The 24449-nt window shown below is 33.3% G+C and carries 24 protein-coding genes; 14 read left to right on the top strand and 10 right to left on the bottom strand.

Going from position 1 to position 24449, the window contains the following annotated elements:
- The first annotated feature begins 112 nt into the window (after positions 1–112).
- Positions 113–814, top strand: a complete 702-nt coding sequence (locus LQ611_RS06380) for a GntR family transcriptional regulator (RefSeq protein WP_025906902.1) — start codon at positions 113–115, stop codon at positions 812–814.
- A gap of 41 nt (positions 815–855) precedes the next feature.
- Here LQ611_RS06380 and LQ611_RS06375 read toward each other — a convergent pair whose 3' ends face one another.
- A complete protein-coding gene (locus LQ611_RS06375) occupies positions 856–1446 on the bottom strand; it encodes a histidine phosphatase family protein (protein WP_198052304.1) in 591 nt (196 codons plus the stop codon).
- 171 nt (positions 1447–1617) lie between these two features.
- Here LQ611_RS06375 and LQ611_RS06370 point away from each other — a divergent pair, with 171 nt between their 5' ends.
- The 10 genes from LQ611_RS06370 to LQ611_RS06325 all read left to right on the top strand — a co-directional run bounded on the left by LQ611_RS06370 (position 1618) and on the right by LQ611_RS06325 (position 12035).
- Positions 1618–2253 carry an FMN-dependent NADH-azoreductase gene (locus LQ611_RS06370; RefSeq protein ID WP_025906904.1) on the top strand — a complete coding sequence of 212 codons (636 nt, stop codon included), beginning with the start codon at positions 1618–1620 and terminating at the stop codon, positions 2251–2253.
- A gap of 267 nt (positions 2254–2520) precedes the next feature.
- The gene (locus tag LQ611_RS06365; protein WP_103360805.1) at positions 2521–4059 is read left to right on the top strand and encodes a bifunctional metallophosphatase/5'-nucleotidase; all 1539 of its coding nucleotides are present in this window, start codon (positions 2521–2523) and stop codon (positions 4057–4059) included.
- Between the two features lie 259 nt (positions 4060–4318).
- Positions 4319–5281, top strand: coding sequence for a phosphate/phosphite/phosphonate ABC transporter substrate-binding protein (locus LQ611_RS06360; protein WP_239709470.1), 963 nt, complete (start codon positions 4319–4321; stop codon positions 5279–5281).
- Between the two features lie 69 nt (positions 5282–5350).
- Positions 5351–6124, top strand: a complete 774-nt coding sequence (phnC, locus tag LQ611_RS06355) for a phosphonate ABC transporter ATP-binding protein (protein ID WP_025906907.1) — start codon at positions 5351–5353, stop codon at positions 6122–6124.
- On the top strand, positions 6125–6922 hold the full coding sequence (gene phnE, locus LQ611_RS06350) for a phosphonate ABC transporter, permease protein PhnE (protein WP_025906908.1): 798 nt from the start codon (positions 6125–6127) through the stop codon (positions 6920–6922).
- Positions 6919–7728 carry a phosphonate ABC transporter, permease protein PhnE gene (phnE, locus tag LQ611_RS06345; RefSeq protein ID WP_025906909.1) on the top strand — a complete coding sequence of 270 codons (810 nt, stop codon included), beginning with the start codon at positions 6919–6921 and terminating at the stop codon, positions 7726–7728. Before phnE (LQ611_RS06350) ends, phnE (LQ611_RS06345) begins: the two co-directional genes overlap by 4 nt.
- A gap of 296 nt (positions 7729–8024) precedes the next feature.
- Positions 8025–8873, top strand: a complete 849-nt coding sequence (ahlS, locus tag LQ611_RS06340; protein ID WP_239709469.1) for an AhlS family quorum-quenching N-acyl homoserine lactonase — start codon at positions 8025–8027, stop codon at positions 8871–8873.
- A 26-nt stretch (positions 8874–8899) separates the two neighbouring features.
- Positions 8900–10030: a zinc-dependent alcohol dehydrogenase family protein gene (locus tag LQ611_RS06335; RefSeq protein WP_239709468.1), complete on the top strand. Its 1131-nt coding sequence runs from the start codon at positions 8900–8902 to the stop codon at positions 10028–10030.
- A gap of 316 nt (positions 10031–10346) precedes the next feature.
- Positions 10347–11630: a kynureninase gene (gene kynU / locus LQ611_RS06330; protein WP_107565565.1), complete on the top strand. Its 1284-nt coding sequence runs from the start codon at positions 10347–10349 to the stop codon at positions 11628–11630.
- A 27-nt stretch (positions 11631–11657) separates the two neighbouring features.
- The gene (locus LQ611_RS06325; RefSeq protein ID WP_239709467.1) at positions 11658–12035 is read left to right on the top strand and encodes a GtrA family protein; all 378 of its coding nucleotides are present in this window, start codon (positions 11658–11660) and stop codon (positions 12033–12035) included.
- Positions 12036–12085: 50 nt separating this feature from the next.
- Here LQ611_RS06325 and lrgB read toward each other — a convergent pair whose 3' ends face one another.
- From lrgB to LQ611_RS06305, 4 genes are all read right to left on the bottom strand, one after another.
- Positions 12086–12787: an antiholin-like protein LrgB gene (lrgB, locus tag LQ611_RS06320; RefSeq protein WP_025906914.1), complete on the bottom strand. Its 702-nt coding sequence runs from the start codon at positions 12785–12787 to the stop codon at positions 12086–12088.
- Positions 12784–13200: an antiholin-like murein hydrolase modulator LrgA gene (lrgA, locus tag LQ611_RS06315; protein ID WP_103360944.1), complete on the bottom strand. Its 417-nt coding sequence runs from the start codon at positions 13198–13200 to the stop codon at positions 12784–12786. Before lrgA ends, lrgB begins: the two co-directional genes overlap by 4 nt.
- 120 nt (positions 13201–13320) lie before the next feature.
- On the bottom strand, positions 13321–14043 hold the full coding sequence (locus LQ611_RS06310; protein ID WP_025906916.1) for a response regulator transcription factor LytR: 723 nt from the start codon (positions 14041–14043) through the stop codon (positions 13321–13323).
- A complete protein-coding gene (locus tag LQ611_RS06305; protein WP_159316199.1) occupies positions 14043–15797 on the bottom strand; it encodes a sensor histidine kinase in 1755 nt (584 codons plus the stop codon). The genes LQ611_RS06310 and LQ611_RS06305 overlap by 1 nt, the downstream gene beginning before the upstream one ends.
- 132 nt (positions 15798–15929) lie before the next feature.
- Between LQ611_RS06305 and LQ611_RS06300 the strand changes: the two genes are divergently transcribed.
- Positions 15930–16712 carry a putative hydro-lyase gene (locus tag LQ611_RS06300; protein ID WP_239709466.1) on the top strand — a complete coding sequence of 261 codons (783 nt, stop codon included), beginning with the start codon at positions 15930–15932 and terminating at the stop codon, positions 16710–16712.
- 244 nt (positions 16713–16956) lie between these two features.
- On the opposite strand, the gene kynA is transcribed toward LQ611_RS06300, so the two are convergent.
- From kynA to LQ611_RS06275, 5 genes are all read right to left on the bottom strand, one after another.
- A complete protein-coding gene (gene kynA, locus LQ611_RS06295; protein ID WP_025906919.1) occupies positions 16957–17799 on the bottom strand; it encodes a tryptophan 2,3-dioxygenase in 843 nt (280 codons plus the stop codon).
- A 2-nt stretch (positions 17800–17801) separates the two neighbouring features.
- Positions 17802–18422 (bottom strand): cyclase family protein, encoded by a 621-nt coding sequence (locus tag LQ611_RS06290; RefSeq protein WP_107633906.1) that lies wholly within the window; start codon positions 18420–18422, stop codon positions 17802–17804.
- Positions 18423–18548: 126 nt separating this feature from the next.
- The gene (locus tag LQ611_RS06285) at positions 18549–19910 is read right to left on the bottom strand and encodes a gluconate:H+ symporter (RefSeq protein ID WP_239709465.1); all 1362 of its coding nucleotides are present in this window, start codon (positions 19908–19910) and stop codon (positions 18549–18551) included.
- Positions 19911–19934: 24 nt separating this feature from the next.
- Positions 19935–21302, bottom strand: a complete 1368-nt coding sequence (locus LQ611_RS06280) for a four-carbon acid sugar kinase family protein (RefSeq protein WP_239709464.1) — start codon at positions 21300–21302, stop codon at positions 19935–19937.
- Positions 21303–21311: 9 nt separating this feature from the next.
- Positions 21312–22187 carry an NAD(P)-binding domain-containing protein gene (locus tag LQ611_RS06275; protein ID WP_107590936.1) on the bottom strand — a complete coding sequence of 292 codons (876 nt, stop codon included), beginning with the start codon at positions 22185–22187 and terminating at the stop codon, positions 21312–21314.
- Between the two features lie 114 nt (positions 22188–22301).
- Here LQ611_RS06275 and LQ611_RS06270 point away from each other — a divergent pair, with 114 nt between their 5' ends.
- Both LQ611_RS06270 and LQ611_RS06265 read left to right on the top strand, forming a co-directional pair.
- Positions 22302–22904, top strand: a complete 603-nt coding sequence (locus LQ611_RS06270; protein WP_025906924.1) for a GntR family transcriptional regulator — start codon at positions 22302–22304, stop codon at positions 22902–22904.
- A 68-nt stretch (positions 22905–22972) separates the two neighbouring features.
- On the top strand, positions 22973–24178 hold the full coding sequence (locus LQ611_RS06265) for a S41 family peptidase (protein ID WP_239709463.1): 1206 nt from the start codon (positions 22973–22975) through the stop codon (positions 24176–24178).
- Positions 24179–24449: the final 271 nt, after the last annotated feature.

Below are 24449 nucleotides of genomic sequence, written 5' to 3'. Positions count from 1 at the left end.
ACATTATAATTATACCGATACAATTTGTAAAGATAGGTATATATTTAGTTAGTGTTATTAATTTAACAAGTGCTATAATATGAGTAATATCTATCATAAAGTGGGGATTAATATGCTTAAGTACGAGCTTATTGCCGAACGTATTGAGTCGCTTATCAATAATGGGCATTATGAAGCTGGGGATAAATTACCGAGTGTTGAAGTTTTAAGAAGTGAATTTAACGTGAGCAAGAGTACGATTATCAATGCTCTCAAAAATCTAGAAAAAACAGGTTTAATCTATCAAGCTAGAGGCAGTGGGATTTATGTAAGAAATCCGAAAAGAGATGGATTTGTTAACTTATTTACTGCTGATGGATTTTCAGATGAATTTAAAGGGCACGATGTAACGAGTAAAATCTTAAAAGTCGCAGAGATTCAACCTGAAGATGAAGTAAAACAACAATTAAAGTTAAAAGATAACGATACTGTATATCTTGTAGATCGCGTTAGATATCTTGATGGAGAGGTATTCTGTATTGAAACTTCTTATTTTAGTAAGAATGTTGTCTTATACATGAATGAAGAAATTGCCAATGGTTCAATCTTTCATTACATTGAAAATAACTTAAAAGTCAAAGTAGGATTCACTGATATATATTTCAATATTGGTAAATTAAATAAAGAAGATGCGACACACTTGGAATTAAATGAAGGTGATCCATCTTTAGAATATGAACAAATATTCTACACGAGTACAGGTATTCCTTTCGACTACTCTAAAATCATATTCCATTATGAAAATTCTAGATTCTATATACCTTCAATTAAATAATAGATCGGGACAGTCATCATGAGCGATGGCTGTCCCGTTTTTTATGCCATTTCTGTTGGATTAATGGCTTGTATAAATTTAAATGTATTGGCTTCAAATTCAAATTCGAGTATGCAACAATTGGAGAATTTCACTTCTTTAACTTTTTCAAATGGTAACCATAGTTGTAAAAACATATATAATGCTCCACCATGGCTTACAGCTAAAATTGTATCGGCTTCATCTGTATTCATGATATTTGTTAAAGTTTCGTTCATTCTATTTTGCAGTTCTTCACTAGACTCACCGCCATAATCAACAAAGAAGTCTCCATAAGAAGTTTCACCTGGCTTATGTGGCGGATTTAATGTTTCACTTTCAGCTTCATAAAGCCCAAAGTTCCATTCTTTTAATCCTTTTAATCTTACATACGGCCTTTCTGGACATATAATTTCAAGCGTATCACTCGCGCGTTCTTGTGTAGATGCGTATAACGACTCAAATGTTATATTCGATTCATCGAAATACTTTTTTGCCATACGCGCTTGTTCAATACCTAATTGTGTTAATGGTGAATCAGATGCACCTTGAATTTTTTTCTTCTCATTAAATAATGTTTGTCCGTGTCTCATTAAGTATAATTTCTTACTCAAAATCCATCATCCCTCTTATCAAATTATCATTCATTACATTTATCCTACCATTATTAAAACTTAAGTGTAAAATAACATTTATTTTCATGAGCGTTCCTATTGCTTTAGTAAAAATTTTAAGTATAATATTTATAGTTAGTTTAATTTTTATCACAGAGGAGAAATATTATTATGTCACAAGTATTATTTATTACAGCTCATCCACATGATGAAACTGTTTCTTTTTCAATGGCAACAGCTAAATCATTTATCGAAAGTTATAAAGCTTCAAACCCAAATGATGAAGTCGTTCATATCGATTTATACAATTCATACATTCCACAAATTGATGCAGATGTATTTGCTGGTTGGGGTAAATTACAATCAGGACAAGGATTTGAAGAACTTTCAGAAGGCGAACAAGGTAAAGTACGTCGCTTAAACGAATTAAGTGATCAATTTGTTAATGCAGACAAATATGTATTTGTTACACCATTCTGGAACTTCTCATTCCCACCAGTTATGAAAGCATACTTAGATTCAGTATCAGTAGCTGGCAAAACATTCAAATATACAGCTGAAGGTCCAGTTGGTTTATTACCAGATAAAAAAGCATTACACATTCAAGCACGTGGTGGATACTATAGTGAAGGTCCAGCAGCTGACTTAGAAATGGGTCACCGTTACATCGGACAAATGATGAACTTCTACGGAATTACAGACTTTGACGGTTTAATTGTTGAAGGCCACAATGCTAACCCAGAAAAAGCAGAAGAAATCAAAGCAGACGCAATCGAGCGTGCAAAAGCATTAGGACAAACATTCTAATTTAATATTGAAAAATTGAACCTGAGTCATCACGCGATGACTCAGGTTTTCATTTATCGGCCTGTAAATCCTGTTTTCGGGTCGATATTTATTTTTATCGGCCTGATAATCTCATTTTCGGGTCGATAAATTTTTTTATCGGTCCAGAAACTCCCATATCCTCCCCCAAATTTCCTTCTAATCCTAAAATATATTACATTTTATTCAAAAGTTTCGTTTATACTATATTTATCAAGGAATTATTTTATGATTGGAGGCTTTTTCATAATGAAAGAGATTATAATTTTAACGGTGAGTGATATTCATGGCTATATCTTCCCTACTGATTATCAAGAGGCTCATCAAGACTTACCTAAGGGCTTACTTAAAATTAATCAAATGATTCAAGATATCAAGAAAACTCATGAACATGTCATCGTAATGGACAATGGTGATTTTCTACAAGGTTCACCACTATGTTCATATTTGGCTTCGGAAACAAAATCAAGCAAGCCTTTAACAGATCTATACAACCAAATTGGTTTTGACTTTGGTGTTATTGGAAATCATGAATTTAACTATGGCTTACCTTATCTTTATGATGCGATTAAATCTTTAAACTACCCCGTGTTATCGGCAAATATTTTTAAAGATCATCAACCTTTCACTGGTAATGATGTCATTTATTTAGAAAAAGAGAAAACAACTTTCGGTATTATCGGTTTAACGACTCAATATATACCGCATTGGGAGAAACCCGATACAATAGCCGAATTAAGTTTCCAATCTGCTGTTGAAACTGCGAAAGAACTGATACCAGAAGTGAGACGTAACGCGGATATTGTTGTCGTGTGCTATCACGGAGGCTTTGAGCGTGATTTACATACAGGTGAAGAAACTGAATTACTTACTGGTGAGAATGAAGGATCCGCTTTACTAACAGAATTAGAAGATGTTGATGTATTGATAACAGGTCATCAACATAGAGAAATTGCAGAAGTCATTAATCAAACAGCAGTCATTCAACCCGGTGGTAAAGGAGATTGTCTCGGTAAAATCACATTGAAAATTGATGAAGAAACAAATAAAGTGTTATCAGCAGATTCAGAATTACTATTTGTTAAAGACTATCAACCTCAAATTTCAATTCCACAAAGTCTTACAAACTTAGAAAAAGAAATTAATGACTGGTTAGATACTGAAATCTCGCAACAATCTCAAACGATGTATGTCGACGATCATTTTAAAGCAAGAATAGAGCCACACCCACTGATTAACTTTATTAATTATGCTCAAATGAAGCTTAGTGGTGCTGATATTTCCGCTTCAGCATTATTTGATAGTGGTGTTGGGTTTGGACAAACTATTACGATGCGTGACGTTATTAACAATTACCCATTCCCTAATACATTCTATGTACTAGATATTACTGGTAAAGATTTATTACTAGCCTTAGAAAGAACCGCTTCATACTTCGATATTGAGCAAGGTGAACTCGTTGTGAATAAGGCTTTCATTGAACCTAAACCACAACATTATAACTATGATATGTACGCGGGTATTTCATATACATTCAATATTCATAAGCCTATTGGCAATCGTGTAGAAAATGTTTTATTTAAAGGCAAGACTATCGAATTAGACGCACATTATTCTATCGTTCTTAATAATTATAGAGCAGTTGGTGGCGGTGACTTTAACATGTATAGTGCTGATAAAATTATCAAAGATATTCAAGTAGAAGGCGCAGAAATGCTGATTAACTTCTTAGAGCAACACAGTATAGAAGATGTGCCAGAAGTAATGAATTTTGAAGTGAAATATTAACTAAACCCGAGAAATATGTTGCATCAGACAAACCTTTAATATCCTTACAATCATTTAACAAAATTTTCTATTTTTATGTAAAAAAACATAAGATTTTGTGGTAATATTTTTATGTAAATGGAGTCCATACAAATTATGGCATTAAATAGAAAATATATGCATATTCATATTGTAATTTTACATAATCGAAGCGTATAATTAAATTTGTATCGAGATTTTATTTATTTGTAGTGATAATACATATTTGGAGGTTTAATTAATGGACATGAAAAAAAGTTTTAGTTTTGTAACCATACTTTTGTTGGGGGCAATGATTTTACTAGCTGCATGTGGCAACGGGAAATCAAGTATTGATTCAAAATCGTCAAGTGATGGGGATAGCAAAGGGGACAGCTATAAACCTAAAGAACTTACTATTCAATTCGTTCCATCTCAAAATGCTGACACATTAGAAGCAAAAGCAAAACCGTTAGAAAAATTATTATCAAAAGAATTAGATATTCCAGTAAAAGTTTCAGTTTCTACAAATTACAACACAATCGTTGAAGCAATGAAATCTAAAAAAGTAGACGTTGGTTTCTTACCACCTACTGCTTACACATTAGCACATGATCAAAAAGCTGCTGATGTATTACTACAAGCACAACGTTATGGCGTTAACAAAGACGGATCTAATAATGACAAACTCGTTAAAAGTTATAAATCACAATTTGTTGTTAAAAAAGATTCTGGAATTAAATCTTTAAAAGATATGAAAGGTAAAAAAATTGCCTTACAAGATGTTACATCAACTGCAGGATACACTTATCCAGTAGCTGAATTATTAAAAGAAAGCATCAATCCAATTAACGACATGAAAATTACAAATGTTAAAGGACATGACCAAGCTATTATTGCATTATTAAATGGTGACGTTGATGTAGCTGTAACATTCCAAGATGCTCGTAACATTGTTAAGAAAGACCAACCAAACGTCTTCAAAGATACTGAAATCGTAGAATTAACTGAAGATATTCCAAACGATACAATTTCAGTAAGAAGCGATATGGATGACAAATTTAGAGATAAACTTAAAAAAGCTTTTAAAGATATCGCAAAAACTAAAGAAGGTCACAAAATTGTAAGTGAAGTTTATAGTCATGAAGGCTATGTTGATAGTAAAGACTCTGAATTCGATATCGTACGTGAATACGGTAAAAAAGTAAACGATAACGAAAAATAATGATGAGATTTAATATAAAAGCTCAGCTCCTATTATGAGCAGAGCTTTTATTTTTTAAGGGGGATACATATGAGTCAAATAGAATTTAAAAACGTGAGCAAAATATATAAAAATGGTCACCAAGGCCTGAAAGATATCAATTTAAATATTGAAAAAGGCGACTTTGCAGTAATTGTAGGTTTATCAGGTGCTGGTAAATCTACCCTACTACGTTCTATCAATCGTTTACATGATATTACTGAAGGCGATATTTTAATTGATGGTAAATCCATCTCTAAAGCATCAGGTAAAGAATTACTGATGATGCGCCGCAATATAGGTATGATTTTCCAACATTTCAATTTAGTCAAACGATCATCTGTAATAAGAAACGTGTTGAGTGGTAGAGTCGGATACCACCCTACTTGGAAAATGGTACTCGGTTTATTTCCGAAAGAAGATAAAATAAAAGCATTAGAATCATTAGATAGAGTAAATATACTAGAAAAAGCGTATAACCGTTCTGATGAATTATCTGGTGGTCAACAACAACGTATTTCTATTGCACGTGCTTTATGTCAAGAATCGTCTATCATCCTTGCAGACGAACCTGTTGCGTCATTAGACCCACTTACAACTAAACAAGTTATGGATGACTTAAAGCGTATTAACGAGGAATTAGGTATTACGATTATCATCAACCTGCATTTCGTAGATTTAGCAAAAGAATACGGTACTAGAATTATCGGGCTACGTGCTGGTGAATTAGTTTATGATGGTCCTGCATCAGAAGCAACGGATGAAACATTTGCCGAAATTTATGGACGCCATATTAAAAATGACGAGAAGTTAGGGGTGCAGTAAATGGACTCTAACCAAGAACGCTTTGAACCTTACTTACGTCGTAAGACTTCTTTAAAAGTTGTTTTATCAATCATTATCGTCGCTATATTAGTCGTTTGGAGTTTCATGTTTACAAACTTTAGTATTGGTGATTTAATGTACGGTATTCCACAAATGGTCGAACTGTTCAAAAGTATGGTTCCACCAGATTTAAGTTATATTTCTAGTATCACTAAACCAATGCTAGATACCATTCGAATGGCAGTTGTAGGGACATTTATAGGTGGTCTACTTTCAATTCCTATTTCAATCCTGTGTGCCCGCAATGTCATTCGTTCAAGTTGGATTACTTATCCTTGTAGATTTATCTTGAATATTGTAAGAACAATCCCTGACTTATTACTTGCAGCAGTATTCGTTGCAATTTTTGGTATCGGTCAAATTCCAGGGGTACTCGCAATCATCATTTTATCTATTAGTATCATATGTAAATTGATGTATGAATCATTAGAAAGTATTGATGATGGCCCATTAGAAGCTATGACTGCAGTTGGTGCAAATAAATTAAAATGGATTACATATGCGATAATCCCACAAGCTATTGCACCATATATGTCTTATGTATTATACGCATTCGAAATTAACATAAGAGCGGCAGCAGTATTAGGTTTAGTAGGTGCTGGTGGTATTGGTCTGTATTATGATCAAACGTTAGGGCTTTTCCAATATCCTAAGACATTAACAATCATACTTGTAACACTTGTTATTGTTGTAATCATTGACTTAGTAAGTACGAAAGTGAGGGAAAAATTAATATGACACAAACTCATTATCAGTTAAAGCCAGAAAGACAACGCAAATCCATTATTTCTCGATGGATTACAAGTATCATTGTTGTCGTATTATTAATTTGGGCTTTTGTAGGATTACCCGCTTTCGAAATCAAATCACAGTCAGGAACAATTATGAAATCTATTGTAGATGGATTATTTCATCCTGATTGGAATTATGTATATATTCCTGAAGGTGAAGACCTTCTTAGAGGTTTATTAGAAACATTTGCAATTGCTGTTATTAGTACATTTTTATCAGCCATTTTATTTATACCACTTGCATTTATTGCTGCTAAAAACATGGTTAAATTTAAACCTGTTTCTAGTATTAGTAAATTTATTTTGAGTGTTATAAGAGTGTTTCCTGAAATTGTTATGGCTATTATCTTCATTAAAGCTGTAGGTCCAGGTTCATTTTCAGGTGTACTTGCACTAGGTATTCATTCTATAGGTATGATGGGTAAATTGTTCGCTGAAGATCTAGAAAATCTAGATTTAAGTCCAACAGAATCACTCGTAGCAAGTGGCGCCAATTCGATTAAGACACTTATGTTTGCAGTAGTACCACAAATACTCCCTTCATACATATCATTAGTATTATATCGTTTTGAGTTAAACTTAAGATCCGCTTCAATACTCGGTTTAATCGGAGCTGGCGGTATCGGTACACCATTAATATTTGCTTTGCAAACTCGAACTTGGGATCGAGTAGGCATAATATTAATAGGTTTAGTCATAATGGTAGCAGTAGTTGATTTTATATCAGGTAGTATTAGGAAGAAACTCGTTTAACAAAGATGAAGCGACCACGGAAATTTCGATTTCCGGGTCGCTATTTTATTTTATCGGCCTGAAAACTCCATTTTCGGGTCGCTATTTTTATTTATCGGCCTGGTAATCCCGTTTTCGGGTCGCTAATTTTATTTATCGGTCCATATTTCTCTTTTCTGGACCGGTAATTATTTTTATCGGTCCATATTCCAACCTCATCACCCTATTCAATCTATATTACATTTGTCTTTTTGTTTGTTCTTGAAAACGATTACAACTATAATGTAATTATACACTAAAGATTGAGGTGATGATTTATGGTAAATGTAAATAACCAAGGAATAAAGCTTTATGTGCTCGACAATGGTCGTATGAGAATGGACAAGAATCTAATGATTGCTGGGTCTAATCAAGCTACTTTGGATAATCCTAATGCACCTAATGAAATGTTTGAATTCCCTATTTACACCGTATTTATTGATCATCCTGAAGCAAAGATTTTATTCGACACGGCTTGTAACCCTAACTCTATGGGGGAAAACGGTAGATGGATTAACCAAACTCAAAAAGCATTCCCGTATACTGCTGATGAATCTTGCTACTTACCTAATAGACTTGAACAAATTAATGTCGATCCAAGCGAAGTTGATTATGTCGTAGCTTCTCACCTTCATTTAGATCATGCGGGTTGTCTTGAATATTTTACAAACGCAACTGTAATTGTGCATGATGATGAACTTAATGGAACGATGCAGACTTATGCGCGTAACCAAAAAGCTGGTGCTTATATTTGGGCGGATATTGATGCTTGGATTAAAAATGATTTAACATGGAAAACGATTAAACCTTATGAAGATAATTTAGAAATTGTTAAAGGTGTTAAAGTACTGAATTTTGGTAGTGGTCATGCATGGGGCATGATTGGACTAGAGGTAGAAACTCAGGAACTCGGTACACTGATATTGGCTTCAGATGCTATTTACACAGCTGAAAGTATGGGAGACAATTTAAAGCCACCTGGTATTTTATACGATTCAATTGGTTGGGCAAGATCTGTTGAAAAGATTAAAAGACTCGCTAAAGAGAAAGACGCACAAATTTGGTTCGGCCATGATGGCAATCAATTTGAAGGCTTTAGAAAATCAACAGATGGATATTACGAATAATGTTAATCATATAGGAGTGAAAGCTAATGAAGACACGAGCAGCAGTATTGCACGAAATGGGTTTACCTAGTCCATATTCAGAAAGTAAACCGTTAAAAATTGAAACACTTGAATTAAATAAACCGAATCAAAATGAAGTGCTCATCAAAATTGGAGCGGCAGGTTTATGTCATTCAGATTTATCTGTTATTAATGGAAGTAGACCACGCCCTACTCCTATGGCACTTGGGCATGAAGTGGCAGGAGAAATTATTGAAATTGGAGACAACGTAACAAACTTTGAAGTTGGTGATCATGTTGTCTGTACATTTATTCCAAACTGTGGTCATTGTTTACCATGTAGTGAAGGTAGACCTGCACTATGTGAAAATGGCGCTGCTTCTAATGAGCAAGGAGAACTTCTTGATGGTGGCATAAGACTACATAATGACGAAGATAATATGCATCATCACCTAGGGGTTTCTGGCTTTGCAGATTATGCAGTTGTTTCACAGCACTCTATCGTTAAAGTTGATAAAGACATTCCTTTTGAAAAAGTAGCCATATTTGGATGTGCTGTTATTACAGGTATAGGCGCAGTTATTAATACAGCACAAGTAAAACCAGGCAGTTCAGTCGCAGTTGTTGGATTAGGCGGTATTGGTTTGAATGCAATTTTAGGCGCTAAATTAGCTGGAGCAGGAGAAATCATTGCATTAGATATTAATCCAGACAAATTTGAATTAGCTAAAAAACTCGGTGCAACTGCAACTTTTAATTCAGGAGACGATGATGTTGTTGAACAAGTTAAAGATTATGTAAAAGGTGGCGTTGAGTATGCATTTGAAACTGCCGGTGTCGTGCCAGCAATGGAAGTTGCATACAAAATCACTAAACGTGGAGGTTCAACAGTTACAACCGGATTACCAGACCCTAAACATCAATTTTCATTTCCACAAGTTACTTTAGCAGCAGAAGAAAGAACCATTAAAGGTTCATATGTTGGTAGCTGTGTACCAATGAGAGATATCCCAAGATTTATCGCACTTTATAAACAAGGTCGCTTAGATATTGATTCATTACTAACAGACACGCTGCCTCTAGATGAAATTAATGAAGGATTCGACCGACTAGCAAAAGGAGACGCCGCAAGACTAGTAGTCAAAATGAATAATTGATAACTGAGATGCAAAATATGGACCGATAAATTTTTTTATCGGTCCATATTTCTCGTTTCTGGACCGGTAATTATTTTTATCGGTCCAGAAACTCCATTTTCGGGTCGCTATTTTATTTTATCGGCCTGGAAATCCTATTTTCGGGTCGCTATTTTATTTTATCGGCCTGGAAATCCCAATCCTACCTTCTCACTTCCTGCCCACACCCACATACCTACATCCGCACATTACAAATATCATTATCTTTGTGACTTTTACATGGAAAGTATACAATTATATTTAAAGAATGATTCATTATTTATAAGGGGATGAACAAATGGATACTTCATTTAATACAACAAAAGAATTTGCCGAAGCTTTGGATAAAGCGGATGTGTTACATCATGTTCGTGATCGATTTTATATACAACCTAACGAAATTTACATGGATGGGAATTCTTTAGGTCTTGCTTCTAAAGATGCTGAGGCATCATTGCTCAATGCATTAGAAGATTGGAAAAAAGAAGGTATCAAAATTTGGAATATTGAAGACAGCAAATATTATCATTATTCTAAGCACATTGCTTCAAACATGGCTCCATTAATTGGTGTGAGTCCTGAAGAAGTTGTTGTAGTTGGTAGTACGACATCCAATATACATCAAGCTATCAGTACTTTTTACGAACCGACTAAAGATAAATACAAAATATTAGTTGATGACTTAAACTTCCCTACTGACCGTTATGCAGTAGATAGTCAAGTGCGTCTAAAAGGATTAGATCCAAACGATGCAGTTAAAATTGTTAAAAGTTCAGATGGTGTATTCATTGATGAAGATGCCATTATTGAAGCAATGACGGATGATGTTGCACTTATTCTATTACCTACTGTTCTCTACCGAAGTGCTCAAGTATTAGACATGGCAAAAATAACAATGGCTGCGAAGGAACGTCAAATCATCATTGGATGGGACTTATGTCATGCAATCGGTGCGATTGAAATGGACTTAACCCAAATTGATGCAGACTTTGCTGTATGGTGTACATATAAATATTTATCAGGTGGACCTGGTTCAACTGCTGGCTTATATATCAATAAGAAACACTTTAATCGCAGTCCTGGTACGGCCGGGTGGTTTGGGAATAAAGACGAAACACAATTCCAACTTAATCATACATTTGAACATCAACGAGATGCTTCAGGTTGGCAAGTTGGAACGCCAAATATTCTCTCTATGGCACCATTAGAAGGTGTGCTTAACATTTTTAACGAAGTTGGTATGCATGCAATTAGAACGAAATCACTTCATATTACGTCATACTTAATGTATTTAATTGATGAAAAGTTAACTGACTATGGTTATTCAGTTGGGAACTTACGTGATGATTTTAAACGAGGTGGACATGTTTGTTTAGTGCATGATGAAGCATATAGAATCAGTTTAGCGTTGAAAGATAAAGGTGTGATTCCTGATTTTAGAGAGCCGAATGTGATTCGATTAGCACCTATTGCTTTATATACATCTTATGAAGAAGTCTATAAAGTCGTTGAGATTTTAGAAGAAATTGCACAAGATCATTTATACGAACAATATAGTACTAAACGTGGCCTGGTCGTATAATAAATTGCGTACTTAAGGAGTAGCTATATGTTCAAGAAACACGGAGAAATCATTCGATTTATACTTGTAGGTGGCATCAATACAGTTAATTATTACTGGATATATTTATTATTATTAAAAGTGTTCGACATTCAATATTTAGTAAGTCATATATTGAGTTTCATAATAAGCTTTATCATTTCATTTTATTTGAATTGTTATTTTGTTTACCGAGTTGAATCTACCGTAAAAAAATTCATTCAATTTCCTATTACACAAGTTGTAAATATGGGATTACAAACATTATTATTATTTGTGTTTGTACAGTTACTTCATGTAAACGAAACTTTTGCACCATTTATCGGATTAATTTTTACAATTCCAATAACATTTATATTATCTAGATGGATTTTAGTAGATAAATAAAATGACAAGCGCCTGTAACATAAACATGTTACAGGCGCTTGTCATTTTTTCTATAATAAGAACATAACAAAGAATGGAACGACTGCTACGACTACGATACCAACAAGAACGAGTGAAATACTGGCCATTGATTCTTCTACTTCACCTAATTCTTTTGCTGCTGCGACACCGAGTGTGTGTCCACTTGTACCTAAAGCTAATCCTCTCGCAATCGGATTTGTAATATTAAAGAGTTTCAATAATTTATTACCTAATGCCATTATAATAACGGCGTTTAAAATCACGGCTAATGATGTGAGTTCTTTAATACCTGAAATACCTTCTGAAACTGGTAATGCAATTGCAGTTGTTGCTGCTTGTGGTAACATTGACGCGATAATATCATCACCAAATTGGAATGCTTTCGCTACAATATAAATAATAACAAGTGCTGCTACTGTTCCAATTGCTATACCACCCATGATATGATGCCAATGTTTTTTAAGCACTTCACGTTTTTTGTATAAAGGAATTGCGAAACAAATTGTTGCTGGTTCTAGGAAGAAATTAATAATATCTCCACCTATTTTGTAATTTTCATATGGAATGCCTGTCGCTTTTAAAAATACAATACCACCAACCATACTGAAAAATAATGGCGCAAACAAGAAGAATCCATTTGTTTTTTTAAATAAATATGTACCGACTAAGAATAATATTACAGATAATCCGATACCGAAATATGGTGTATTAAGGCCTAAATGTTCCATCATGCATAATCACCTGCCACGCGTTTATTGTTAATTTCTTTCGTACGTTTAGCTGCTTTTTCACTTGGTTTAATGATCATTTGTGAAAAGATACCCGTACAAACAAGTAATAAAATTGTAGAAATAATAATCAGTAATATGATAAGTATTGGACTCGTACTTAAAATGCCTAATGAGTTGATTACTGAAATACCCGCTGGAACGAATAAGAATCCGATATTATTCGTCAATGCAGTACCAACCGCTTCTACTTGTTCTAACTTGATAATACCTGTCGTTAAAGCGATAAACATTAGCACTAATCCGATAACAGATGCTGGCATTGGTATAGGCATAAAGCTTTCTATGACATGTGAAATTAATAATACAATTGATATTGTTAATACTTGATGAAAGAAGTTATTGACTTTTTTCATTTTGACAACCTCCCGAAGTAATCTCTTAAGGTTATCTTAATATGAAAATCATTTTTTAAAGCGTTTTCAATGTGAAATGCAATAATTGACCTCTAAGTTACAAAATCTATGCTCTGAAAATTATACTAACCCTATTTCTGATTTAAATGACTTCATATATGATCGACTAACTTGTAATTTGATATTCCCCGTCAACGTCACTTGATACGTCGAATTAAACCAATGTTCAACCGATTGTATATGCCATTTATTGATAATACTTGCGCGATGAATACGAATAAATTTAGCGTGACTGAGCTTTTTCTCATAGAAACTAAGTGGTTCGTTTGTCGTATATTCATTGTCAGTCGTATTAATCGTCGTAATACCTTGGTTGACAGATATCGCAATAATATCATCTACATTCAATACATAAATACGATCATCAATTTCAATAGGCAAGACTTCATCGTGATTGACAGGTTTCGGCTCCACTGATTGTTGTGTCTCGATATTCGTAATTTTATTAATCGCTTGTTCAATTCTTGCTTTCTCAAAAGGTTTCAAGATATAGTCTGTTGCTTCTAATTCAAATGCTTGTACAGCATATGTGTCATGAGCAGTCGCAAAGATAATATGCGGAACATGTTTCATTTTATTGATTTTCTTCGCTAAATCTAATCCACTTTCTTCCATCAAATTAATATCTAAAAATATAACATCAAATTCGTGTGACAGTAGTTGTTCCAATGTTTCTTCAACATTTTCTGCTTCTTCAATTTGACTAAATGAACCAATTTGATTCAATAAATATTTCAGTTCATTACGTGCTAATGGCTCATCATCAACAATTAACGCATGCATTACATTTCCTCCTCTCGATATTTGTGTGGAATAATCGTACATACTTTCGTTCCTTTATCACTTGAATCGAATTGTAATTCTGCATGATTTCCAAATAATCCTGTTAATCTTCTATTTAAATTCTCTAACGCACTTCCAGTTCCAGACTGAGAGGCAACCGTTGTCTTACCTAAAATAGCAATTTTATCTTCATGTATACCTTGTCCGTTATCTCTTACACATAATTGAATCGATTGATGGTTACGACTCACTTTGACCCAAATGCGATTGTCATCTTTTCTACTTGTAAACGCATGTTTAATCGCATTCTCTACTAATATTTGTATAACAAAAGGTGGTACAAGTGCAGAATAATGTTCTTCAGGTATATCAAATTCAATTTTAAAGTGATCGGGATATCTCGCTTGTTCTAAAGCAATATAAGCGCGTACTTGTTCTAATTCTTTTTCAATTGTAATCGTATTGTTTCTCGCACCTTGTAAATTCGAACGGAAGAAATGACTCAATTGTAATAATAATTGACGTGCTTTCTCATGATCTATTCGAACTAATGCTGAAATTGTATTAATCGCATTAAAGAAGAAATGCGGATTAACTTGAGCTTGTAACGACTTAATTTCAGCATCTTGTAGTAATTTTCGTTGTGTTTCAACAGCACCGAGTTCTAACTGACTAGAGAATATTTTAGCTAAACCTTCAGCTAGTTGTTTCTCTACAAATGTTAAATCATGATGATCTGTAAAATATAACTTCAATGTTCCTACAATATCATCATGTACATATAACGGAATAACGATCGCCGCTTCAAGAGGACAGTTCGGATGTTGACACCCTATATCTTTACTAGAATAGACTTCTTTTTGTTGACCTGTTTCAATAACTGCTTTAGATAAATCAGTAATGATGGTCTTATCAGGTGTGTGATGATCACTAGCTACACCAACATGCGCCAATATATGCGTCTTATTTGTAATAGCAACAGCAGAAACTTTCATAAGATCTTTGATAATTTTTGCTGATTGATGTGCAGATGATTCTGTTAATCCTTCTTTAAAATAAGGCAATGTCTGATTGACGAGCTTTAATACATCATGCGTTTGAATCGCTCTCATTTGTTCTTCTTGTTTAACTGTCGAAATAATAATAGACATAAATATCGCAGTACCTAATCCATTAATGATAATCATCGGCAATGCAATAAGTTGAACAAGTTCCCATGCATCTGCTTTTTGAGATGAGAATATCAATATACAAATCATTTGAATAACTTCCGTTGATGCACCAACTAATGCACTTTGTTTCACGGATAAATAACTTTTTGACTTCATTGCTTGTGCCCCAAAGTAACCTGCGACAAGTCCAATGACGATAGATGATATTAAATATGTATATGCATCAGCACCGCCAATATAAACTCTAAATATACCTGATAGCACACCTACGAATAAACCTACAAATGGTCCACCTATTAACCCTGAAACGCCTATTGTTAACACACGTGTATTCGCAAGTGACACTTCTGGTCCGAGATGTAAATAAATCATACTCGATACAATTTCACCATTATGTATCGCGACACCTGTAAAATTAGATAACAATGCAAATGATGAAAATACAATGATCAATCGCCATTTTACATACCATTTTTCACGTTCACCCATCATATTTTTAAAATACGTGGTATTCATTAATATGTAGGCAACAAGTATAATTAAACCAACACGTTCTAATAATAAGACAAATAAATTTAACATATAAACACCTATCGTTTCTTTACTTTTCTATACGTTCATACCAACAAATATTTTACCATATGATTGTTAGAAAGCTCGGAATAATGTTTAAATGATATAATTAGGAGAACCATGCAGAAAGGGGATAATACCATGAATTTACAAACTGCATCACCAGAGGAAATTAGAGCAAGTATTAGACAAGGCGCATTAACACGACCAACTAGTGGGATGGCTAAAGGGTATGTCCAAGCAAATGTCGTCATCTTGCCTTCTAAATATGCTTATGATTTTTTGAAATTTTGCTTTAAAAATCCGAAGACATGTCCATTACTTGATGTATCCGAAGTAGGATCGCCGTCATTTAGTAAACATGGAAAAGAAGCGGATATTAGAACAGATGTTGGATTGTACAGACTTTATAAAGATGGCAAATTTGTTCAAGAATACGAGGATATTAAAGCGTTGTATACAGATGATATGGTCAGCTTCTTGATTGGATGCAGCTTTACATTTGAACATGCTTTGCTTGAAGCGGGCATTCCAGTACGTCATATAGAAGAAAATCATAACGTACCGATGTACATCACAAATATACCAGCTGAACCAAGTGGTACTTTTAAAGGAAACATTACAGTAAGCATGCGACCTATGACGATGTCAGAAGCAATTAAAGCTACTGAAATCACAACACATTTCAAAGAAGTACACGGTACACCAATACATATTGGAAATCCAAGTGAAATCGGTATCGGAAACATTGACCAACCTGATTTCGGTGAAGCTGTAACAATTAAAGACGGAGAAGTTCCTGTATTCTGGGGATGCGGTGTAACACCACAATCTGTCGCATTAGATGCCAAACCAGACATCATGATTACGCACGCACCAGGACATATGTTTATAACAGATGTTAAAGATAGCGAAATGAGCTAGAATTAGAAGGACTTTGAAAGCAGAAAGCTGAGGCAACGGTCATTGCCTCAGCTTCATTTTTGTTTCTGGATCGGTAAATTTTTTTATCGGTCCATATTTTCTATTTCTGGACCGGTATTTATTTTTATCGGCCTGAAAATCTCATTTTCGGGTCGCTATTTTTATTTATCGGCCTGAAAATCTCATTTCCGGGTCGCTATTTTATTTTTATCGGCCTGGAAATACCTATACTTCCATTCTCAACTTATAACTCTGTGCGCAATTCCCACAATTCTGGGAAGAAGTTCTGGTCAATAACCCGTTTTAAATAGTTTACACCTGAACTTCCACCTGTTCCTGTTTTGAATCCTATTATTCTTTGTACGGTCTTCATATGTCTAAATCGCCACTGACTGTATCTATCTTCTACATCTGTTAATTTCTCTAGAAGTTCATACAATTCAAAGTATGCGTCTGATTGTAAATATATTGCTTTAAAAGCTTCTTTGACTGAATCATTCCGCATATAATTTTGTGTAACTTCCCTATTTAACACTTCGGAGTCTATGTTAAATCCTGCTCTATGTACTGCTTTAATTGTTTCATCATAAATACTTGGTCGTTCTAGTTGTGTTTTCAACTGCTGATATATATTTGGGTCTTTTTCATAGATTTTTAAAGCGTGTGTTGTTTTATATCCTAAACTATATTCAATCATTCTATTTTGAAAAGATTGAAATCCTGAAGAATTCCCTAAGTCATCTCTAAATTTCAAGTAATCACTTGGTGTCATGGTTGATAATACTTCCCATACTTGAATGAGTTGTTTTTGTATATTACCTACACGAGCTAATTTTTTAAATGCTTGTTTATATTGATCAGATTTAATATCATCACTTGCAGAATTTAATTCATGAATAATTAAGTTCATCCACAGTTCTGATACTTGATGGACAATAATGAATAATTTCTCATCGTGCGCATCTGTTAATGTATGTTGTGCTGATAATACTTTATCTAAACCTAAATATTCACTATACGTCATGTCCTTCGAAAAATCTGTCTTCACACTTTCCCCTTTAAGTGATTCATCTTGAAATTCGCTCACAACTACTCCCCCTTTTTAGCAATGACCGCTCTTATTGGCGATCCGTCTGCACCTACTATATTTAAAGGTAATCCAATGAAGTTATAATAACCTTCTGATACATTTTCTAATAATAGATTTTCAATATTAATGATGTCGTATTGATTAAATGCATGATGATTGTCTAACGTTTTAGAGTCAATATCATCTACTGATGGCACATCAATACCAAATACTTTAATCTCTATTGAAGATAAATATTGAATGGCATCTTCTGTTAAGACAGGTACTGACTCTGGAAACACTTCAGAATGTGCTTCTGATTTAGTCTTAATCATTATAATCGTCCCTTTAATATCATATTTCTTGAGTATTTCCTGGGTGATTAAAGTTTCATCCATAATTTCTATCAATGTTGCATCGCCAATTAAACGATTGACGTCAATTTCATGAATCTTGATACCTTCTTCATCAAAGTGATATGGCGCATCCATATGTGTGCCTATATGTGTGCTTGTTGAAATACTACCAATATTTACAGAACCCGTTTCTTCTTTAGTCGCTGAAAGTTTAAAATGAAATGGCTCATCACCTGGCCAGTGTGCAATATTGTTCGTCAATTGTTGTGTAATATCAATCCACATAATCATGCTCCTTTATTAATGTAATCGCTACCATATTACCTTTTAATACAAGTTTTGTACATTAATTTGTAATAATGAAAAAAGTAAAAGCCGAGACATATACATATGTCCCAGACTGTTTCAAAATTATACAATTAAATTGACGATTAATATTAATATCAATCCTAATACAGAAAGTACAGATTCTAGAAGTGTCCATGTTAAGAATGTTTCTTTAATTGTTAAACCAAAGTATTCTTTGAACATCCAGAATCCAGCATCGTTCACATGTGAGCAGAATATACTACCTGCACCAATCGCAAGTACGACAAGTGAAATATTCACATCTGAAGCTTGTAATAATGGTAATACAATACCTACTGAAGAAATTGCTGCTACTGTTGTTGAACCAAGTGCTACTCTTAATAAAGCAGCAGCTAACCATGCAAGAAAAATTGGTGACATTTCTGTACCGTGGAATATTTCTGAAATTGTGTCACCAACACCACCATCAATGAGGATTTGTTTAAATGTACCGCCCCCACCGATAATTAAAAGTAACATTGCTATTGGTCCTATAGCTTCTTCAAATGATTTCATAATCGTTGTCATATTCTTAGATTGTTTAATACCCATTGAATATATCGCCAATAATACAGCTAATAGCATTGCTGTAACAGATGAACCAAGTAAGTACACGATGGATTCAAACCAGTTTGTTGGTTCTTGATCATGACCAGTTATAAGTTGAACTACCGTAGCAAATAACATTAAAATAACTTGGAATAATGCTGTTAATAAACTAATACCAAAGTTCGGTAATTTTTCATTACTAAAATCATTAATTTTACCTATACTTGTTGTGTTCCCTTTCTTTTCAAATGCTACAGGTGCAATAGCATATGCAAATTTAGGGAAGATCCCGCCGACTACGATTGCTAAAGGTACACCAATGATAAGACCATACATCAGTACTTCGCCAATATTGGCATTAACCGCTTCTGATATCGCTACTGGACCTGGGTGTGGTGGTAAGAATCCGTGCGTAACGGCAATTGAAGTCGCCATTGGAATACCAACTTGTAAATTAGATATTTTCATTCTTTTAGCCAACGTAAACACTAAAGGAATTAATAACACAAATGCAACTTCTAAAAATAAAGATATCCCGATAATAAATGATGCAATAATCATTGCCAAAGTTACATATTTTTTACCAAACGTATTGATCAGTGTATCTGCAATTCTTGTTGCACCACCACCGTCAGATAATAACTTACCTAAAATCGAACCTAATCCAAAAATAATCGCAATATGACCTAGTGTATCGCCCATACCTTTTTCAATGGTTTCCACAATTTTATCAAGTGGCATACCTAGAATAATACCTGTTAACATTGAAGTGATAATTAAAGCAACAAACGTATTTAATTTAAAGTACATAATCAGCGCTAATAAAATTAATACACCAATTACAACACTAATCAGTGGCCAGTATTCTCCCAACATTTAAATCCCTCTCTCTTTATATATTTAACGATTTAATTCATATACACTGCTTAAAGTTTCTTCATCTCCGACATTTCCTGGGAATATAACATAAGGTATATTTTGATATTTCGCTTCAGGACCTGTTAGCCATACTGGAACCCCTTGTGTAATTTGACCGATGACTTTTGCTTTTTCAATTTTTAATCCTTTTGTCGCAACATCGCTTGAAGTTATACCACCTTTAGCGATAATAAACTTCGGTTGTACATCTAAATTTGAAACGATTGATACTAAACTATTTGAAATTGCAGTAGAAATACTTAAATTATGTTGCAAGTTCTCAGTTCTAATAACATCTCTTGACGTATAAATGACAACATCTTCACCGTTATCAATGTATCTTTCAACGAGTTGTGTAATGTCATCAACATAAGCTTGTAAATTGGTTGACGCTATTTGCGTAACGTCAAATTCTATTTCACTAATAAATGAATGGTCTAATAAGTATTTCAGTTGATCTGATGACTTTTTAACATGTGAACCAACAACAATGATGCCACCATTATCATTTTCTTTATAAGAATTTAAATTGATAATTTCTCCAGGTGTTTCACAAATTGCTTTAACAAAAGATGCTGCTGTTCTAAAGATAAAGCGTTTATCATGTTGTGCTAAAAATTCAGTCAAACAAGCTACAAAGAAATTCATATCCTCATCATTTACAGCATCTACTACGACTTGATCAAAGTTATTTAAATTTGAAAATACATTAAAAATCGTTTCTTTATCTCTTTGTCGTAAGTTTTCTAATGTAATATGATAAACTTCGTCAGATTGAACTTCGCCATTACTTTTTTCGCTAATAAAGTCATTCATATGTTTAGACTTAAATCCAAATGTTGTATCTTGTGCAAATTCACTTTCAGATACTGGGATATATTGCTCGCCTTCTTTAAGGTAATGAATGCCTTCATATGTATATCTATTGCCTTCAAAGAAAGCTGGAATATAGAATACAGCATCAAAAGCTTGGTCACTAGATTCACTTAACACTTTAGGTTCTAAATAAAAATGACCTCTTAATGTTGAATCTCCTCTACTAATAATTAAATAAGGTATATCCAACTTATTAGCTACTTTTTGTATGTTAGCGCTTACCTCTTGGTGTAAAGAAATCGTCTCTTCTTCATTTAACGCTCTAGAATTCGTCAAAATGTAAAACATATTATGGGATTGAAGAAAACCATCTTCAATCCATTCCTCAGTCCACTTCGTATATACAGGTAAATCTTTAACTGTTTGAGTGCCTGTAGGATCATCATCTAGTACAATAATTTTATATTTTAAATCTGCTAAATGTTTGTTTATATCATCATGCTTAAATTCATTTATTAAATCTTTTGTTAACATCATTTCCACCTACATATTATTTATTTTTTCGAAGTATTGAATGATACCTGAATGGTCATTTAAACCATTACCTTGTGCAACTTCTGATTTATAAATTTCTTTAATTTGATTAACTACTGGTAACGTTAAACCTGCTGTATCTGCTGTTGATGATACATTTTTCAAGTCTTTTAAATTAATGTTTAAAGTGCCACCTGGTTTATAATCTTGTTCAATCATTTTAGGGAATTTGGCTTCCATAACTGCTGAACCTGCTAAACCATTTTTGATTGCTTCATGCATTTCTGTCAAATCTATATCAAATTTCTTAGCGAGTACAACCGCTTCGGACAATGCTGCAATATTTGTATTAACGATAATTTGATTCGCCAATTTAACAACACTGCCAGAACCAACATGACCAACTCTCACAACAGATCCAGAAACTGGACGAAGTACTTCTTTAATATCTTCTAATAAATCTTCATCACAACCTACCATTACGGCTAATTCTCCTGTAATCGCAAGTGGTTCTCCTCCACTAACTGGTGCATCTACATACTGAATATCTTTTTCTTCAAGTACTTTACTAATTTCTAAAGATTCATTAGGTGTTAAAGAACTCATATCAATAACCATTTTGACATTAATTTCACTTTGGTTTAATACGGCCGTTTCACCACTGTATAAAACTGATTTAACAATAGCACCATTAGGCAACATCGTAATCATCACTTCAGCATCTCTAGCCATTTCTTCAATAGATACAACTTTCGCACCTAATGCTTCAACCTCTTTTTCAGCTTCTTTATTTAAATCATTCACTAATACATCTTTATTAGCTTTGATTAAGTTTTTCACCATTGGCTTACCCATAATACCTAATCCAACAAATCCAATTTTCATTTTTATGCTCCTTTTCTGTAAACGTTTACAGGTATTGTATACTAAAATTTAATAAATGTATACATTTTATTTCAATTTTTTTTATAGTAAGATGAAGTTAACGAGGTGAAAACGATGGCAAATAAGGAATTATCTATATATCAAAAAATAAGAAATGACATTATAAATGGTGACTTAACACAAAATGAAAAAATAACAGAAAGCAAACTTGCACAAAGATATAATGTTAGTAGAACACCGATAAGAGAAGCTATAAAACAGCTAGAATTAGAATACTTCATAAGAGACGGTTATATTTATGTACCAACAGTAGAAGAATATCGAAATATCTTTGAGATGCGTATTTTAATAGAAACACACGCAATCAAAAAAGCGAGTATCGTATTCACACAAGACGATATCGAAGAATTAAAAAGTTATGCAACAATCGGAGACGACAAAACAGAAGAAGAAATTATACAAATCAACGATCAATTCCATCAAAAAATCATGAGCGCCACAAAAAATAGTTTTATAATAGATACGTATAGTAAATTAAAAAGTTATATATACCTATTCAGCAAAACAGTTATCAATAAAAAGCGCCCAGGTCTTATAGAAGAACATCAAAAAATAGCAGAAATGCTAGAAAAAAGACAAACCGAAGCAGCAATAGAACTCATGAAAGAACACTTATTAAACGACTTAGAATTCAGTCTATACTATTTGAAATCATAGGAAGATGTAGTGTGGGGAGAAGGGAAAAAATAATATTCAACTATATTAAAATGAATGGAGTGCATCATATGACATTAAAAGAATTTAACATCATTGAAAATCAACTCATTAATGAATATGCAGGTTACTTTGATAAGAAAGAACTTATAACACAATTTCCATCTAAAATTTCTAATATTAGTGAAGAAGAATTTTATTTTTACATGACTAAATATTTGAATAAATTTCACGATTCACATCTTAAATTAATTGAACTTAACGGACTTTATCCAAATATTAGAGTTCAATTACATAATGATCAATTATATGTGATAGACTCCAGGAATCCACAAATTCCAACGGGTTCTGTTATTCATAATTTAGGTTCTTACTCAATCAAATATATACTTGAAAATGATCATGATTTATTAAAATCCAGTAACCCAGAAAGAATGGAATGGTCAGACGTACTTAAAAAATATAAATATATCGTATCCGATTCTAAAGAAATATCTATTTTACAAAAGGATAAACCGGATTTCTTTGAACAATCATACATTATCGAAAATAAACATACCTATATTTATTTAAAATTTACCGACTTTATTGATCATTTAAAAATCTCTAACTTAATAGATAAGCATAAAAACTTACTTTTAAATGCGAAACAAATTATTATTGATGTGCGAGGTAATCGCGGTGGTTCAGATTTAGCTTATTTAAAGTTATTACCTTATTTAACAAGTGAAAGTATTACAATAACTGATGATACGCCATATTATCATAGATTTACAAAAGCATATTGCGATGAAAGAATACATATAATTTCTGAACTCATAAAACAGATGCCAGATTCAGATGATCTCGATGAATATAAATCAATTTTAAATCTATATAAAGATAACTATGATAAAGGACTTGTTAATATCAATGACAATCCAGAACCTGATACGATTGAAGGCATTCAAGAAAAATGTCCAGATGTAAAGGTACTAGCGGACTTTGAATGCGGAAGTTCAGGAGATAACTTTGTAAAATTTGCACATGAATTTAAAAATATTGAAATTATAGGTAGACCTACTAAAGGTATGAACGATTATAGTAATGTTATGTTTGTCAATATTAACGGTAAATATAAATTAAGCGTCCCACACTCTAAAGACGGAAATGTAGATTTAGGTAAAAGTATGGGAAAAACAGGTATACCAGTAGACCACTATATTCCATGGACACCAAAAGAACTAGAAAAAGATATCATCTTAGAAACAGCTATAAATAGATTTACTTCACTTTAAAGTTAAATGAAAAATGTTGCGCTAACGATCTTGTTTTGATTTCTTGAGCGTTAGAATTTCTAACGATCTTGTTTCCCACTCTTGAGCGTTAGAGCGACTTTTTTTCATTTTTTGCGCTAGTTCTCATGCGCTAACGATCTTGTTTCGGTTTCTTGAGCGTTAGAATTTCTAACGATCTTGTTTTCCACTCTTGAGCGTTAGCCAGTCCAAAATCCTATACAAAACCGTTACAAAACCTATATATAATATGAAAAGCGACGCCTTTTTCGGG

It is taken from the genome of Mammaliicoccus sp. L-M44, assembly GCF_022386355.1.
Lineage (GTDB): Bacteria > Bacillota > Bacilli > Staphylococcales > Staphylococcaceae > Mammaliicoccus > Mammaliicoccus sciuri_A.
The sequence above is the reverse complement of the archived record's forward strand: the minus strand, read 5'-3'. Positions and strand labels throughout refer to the sequence as shown.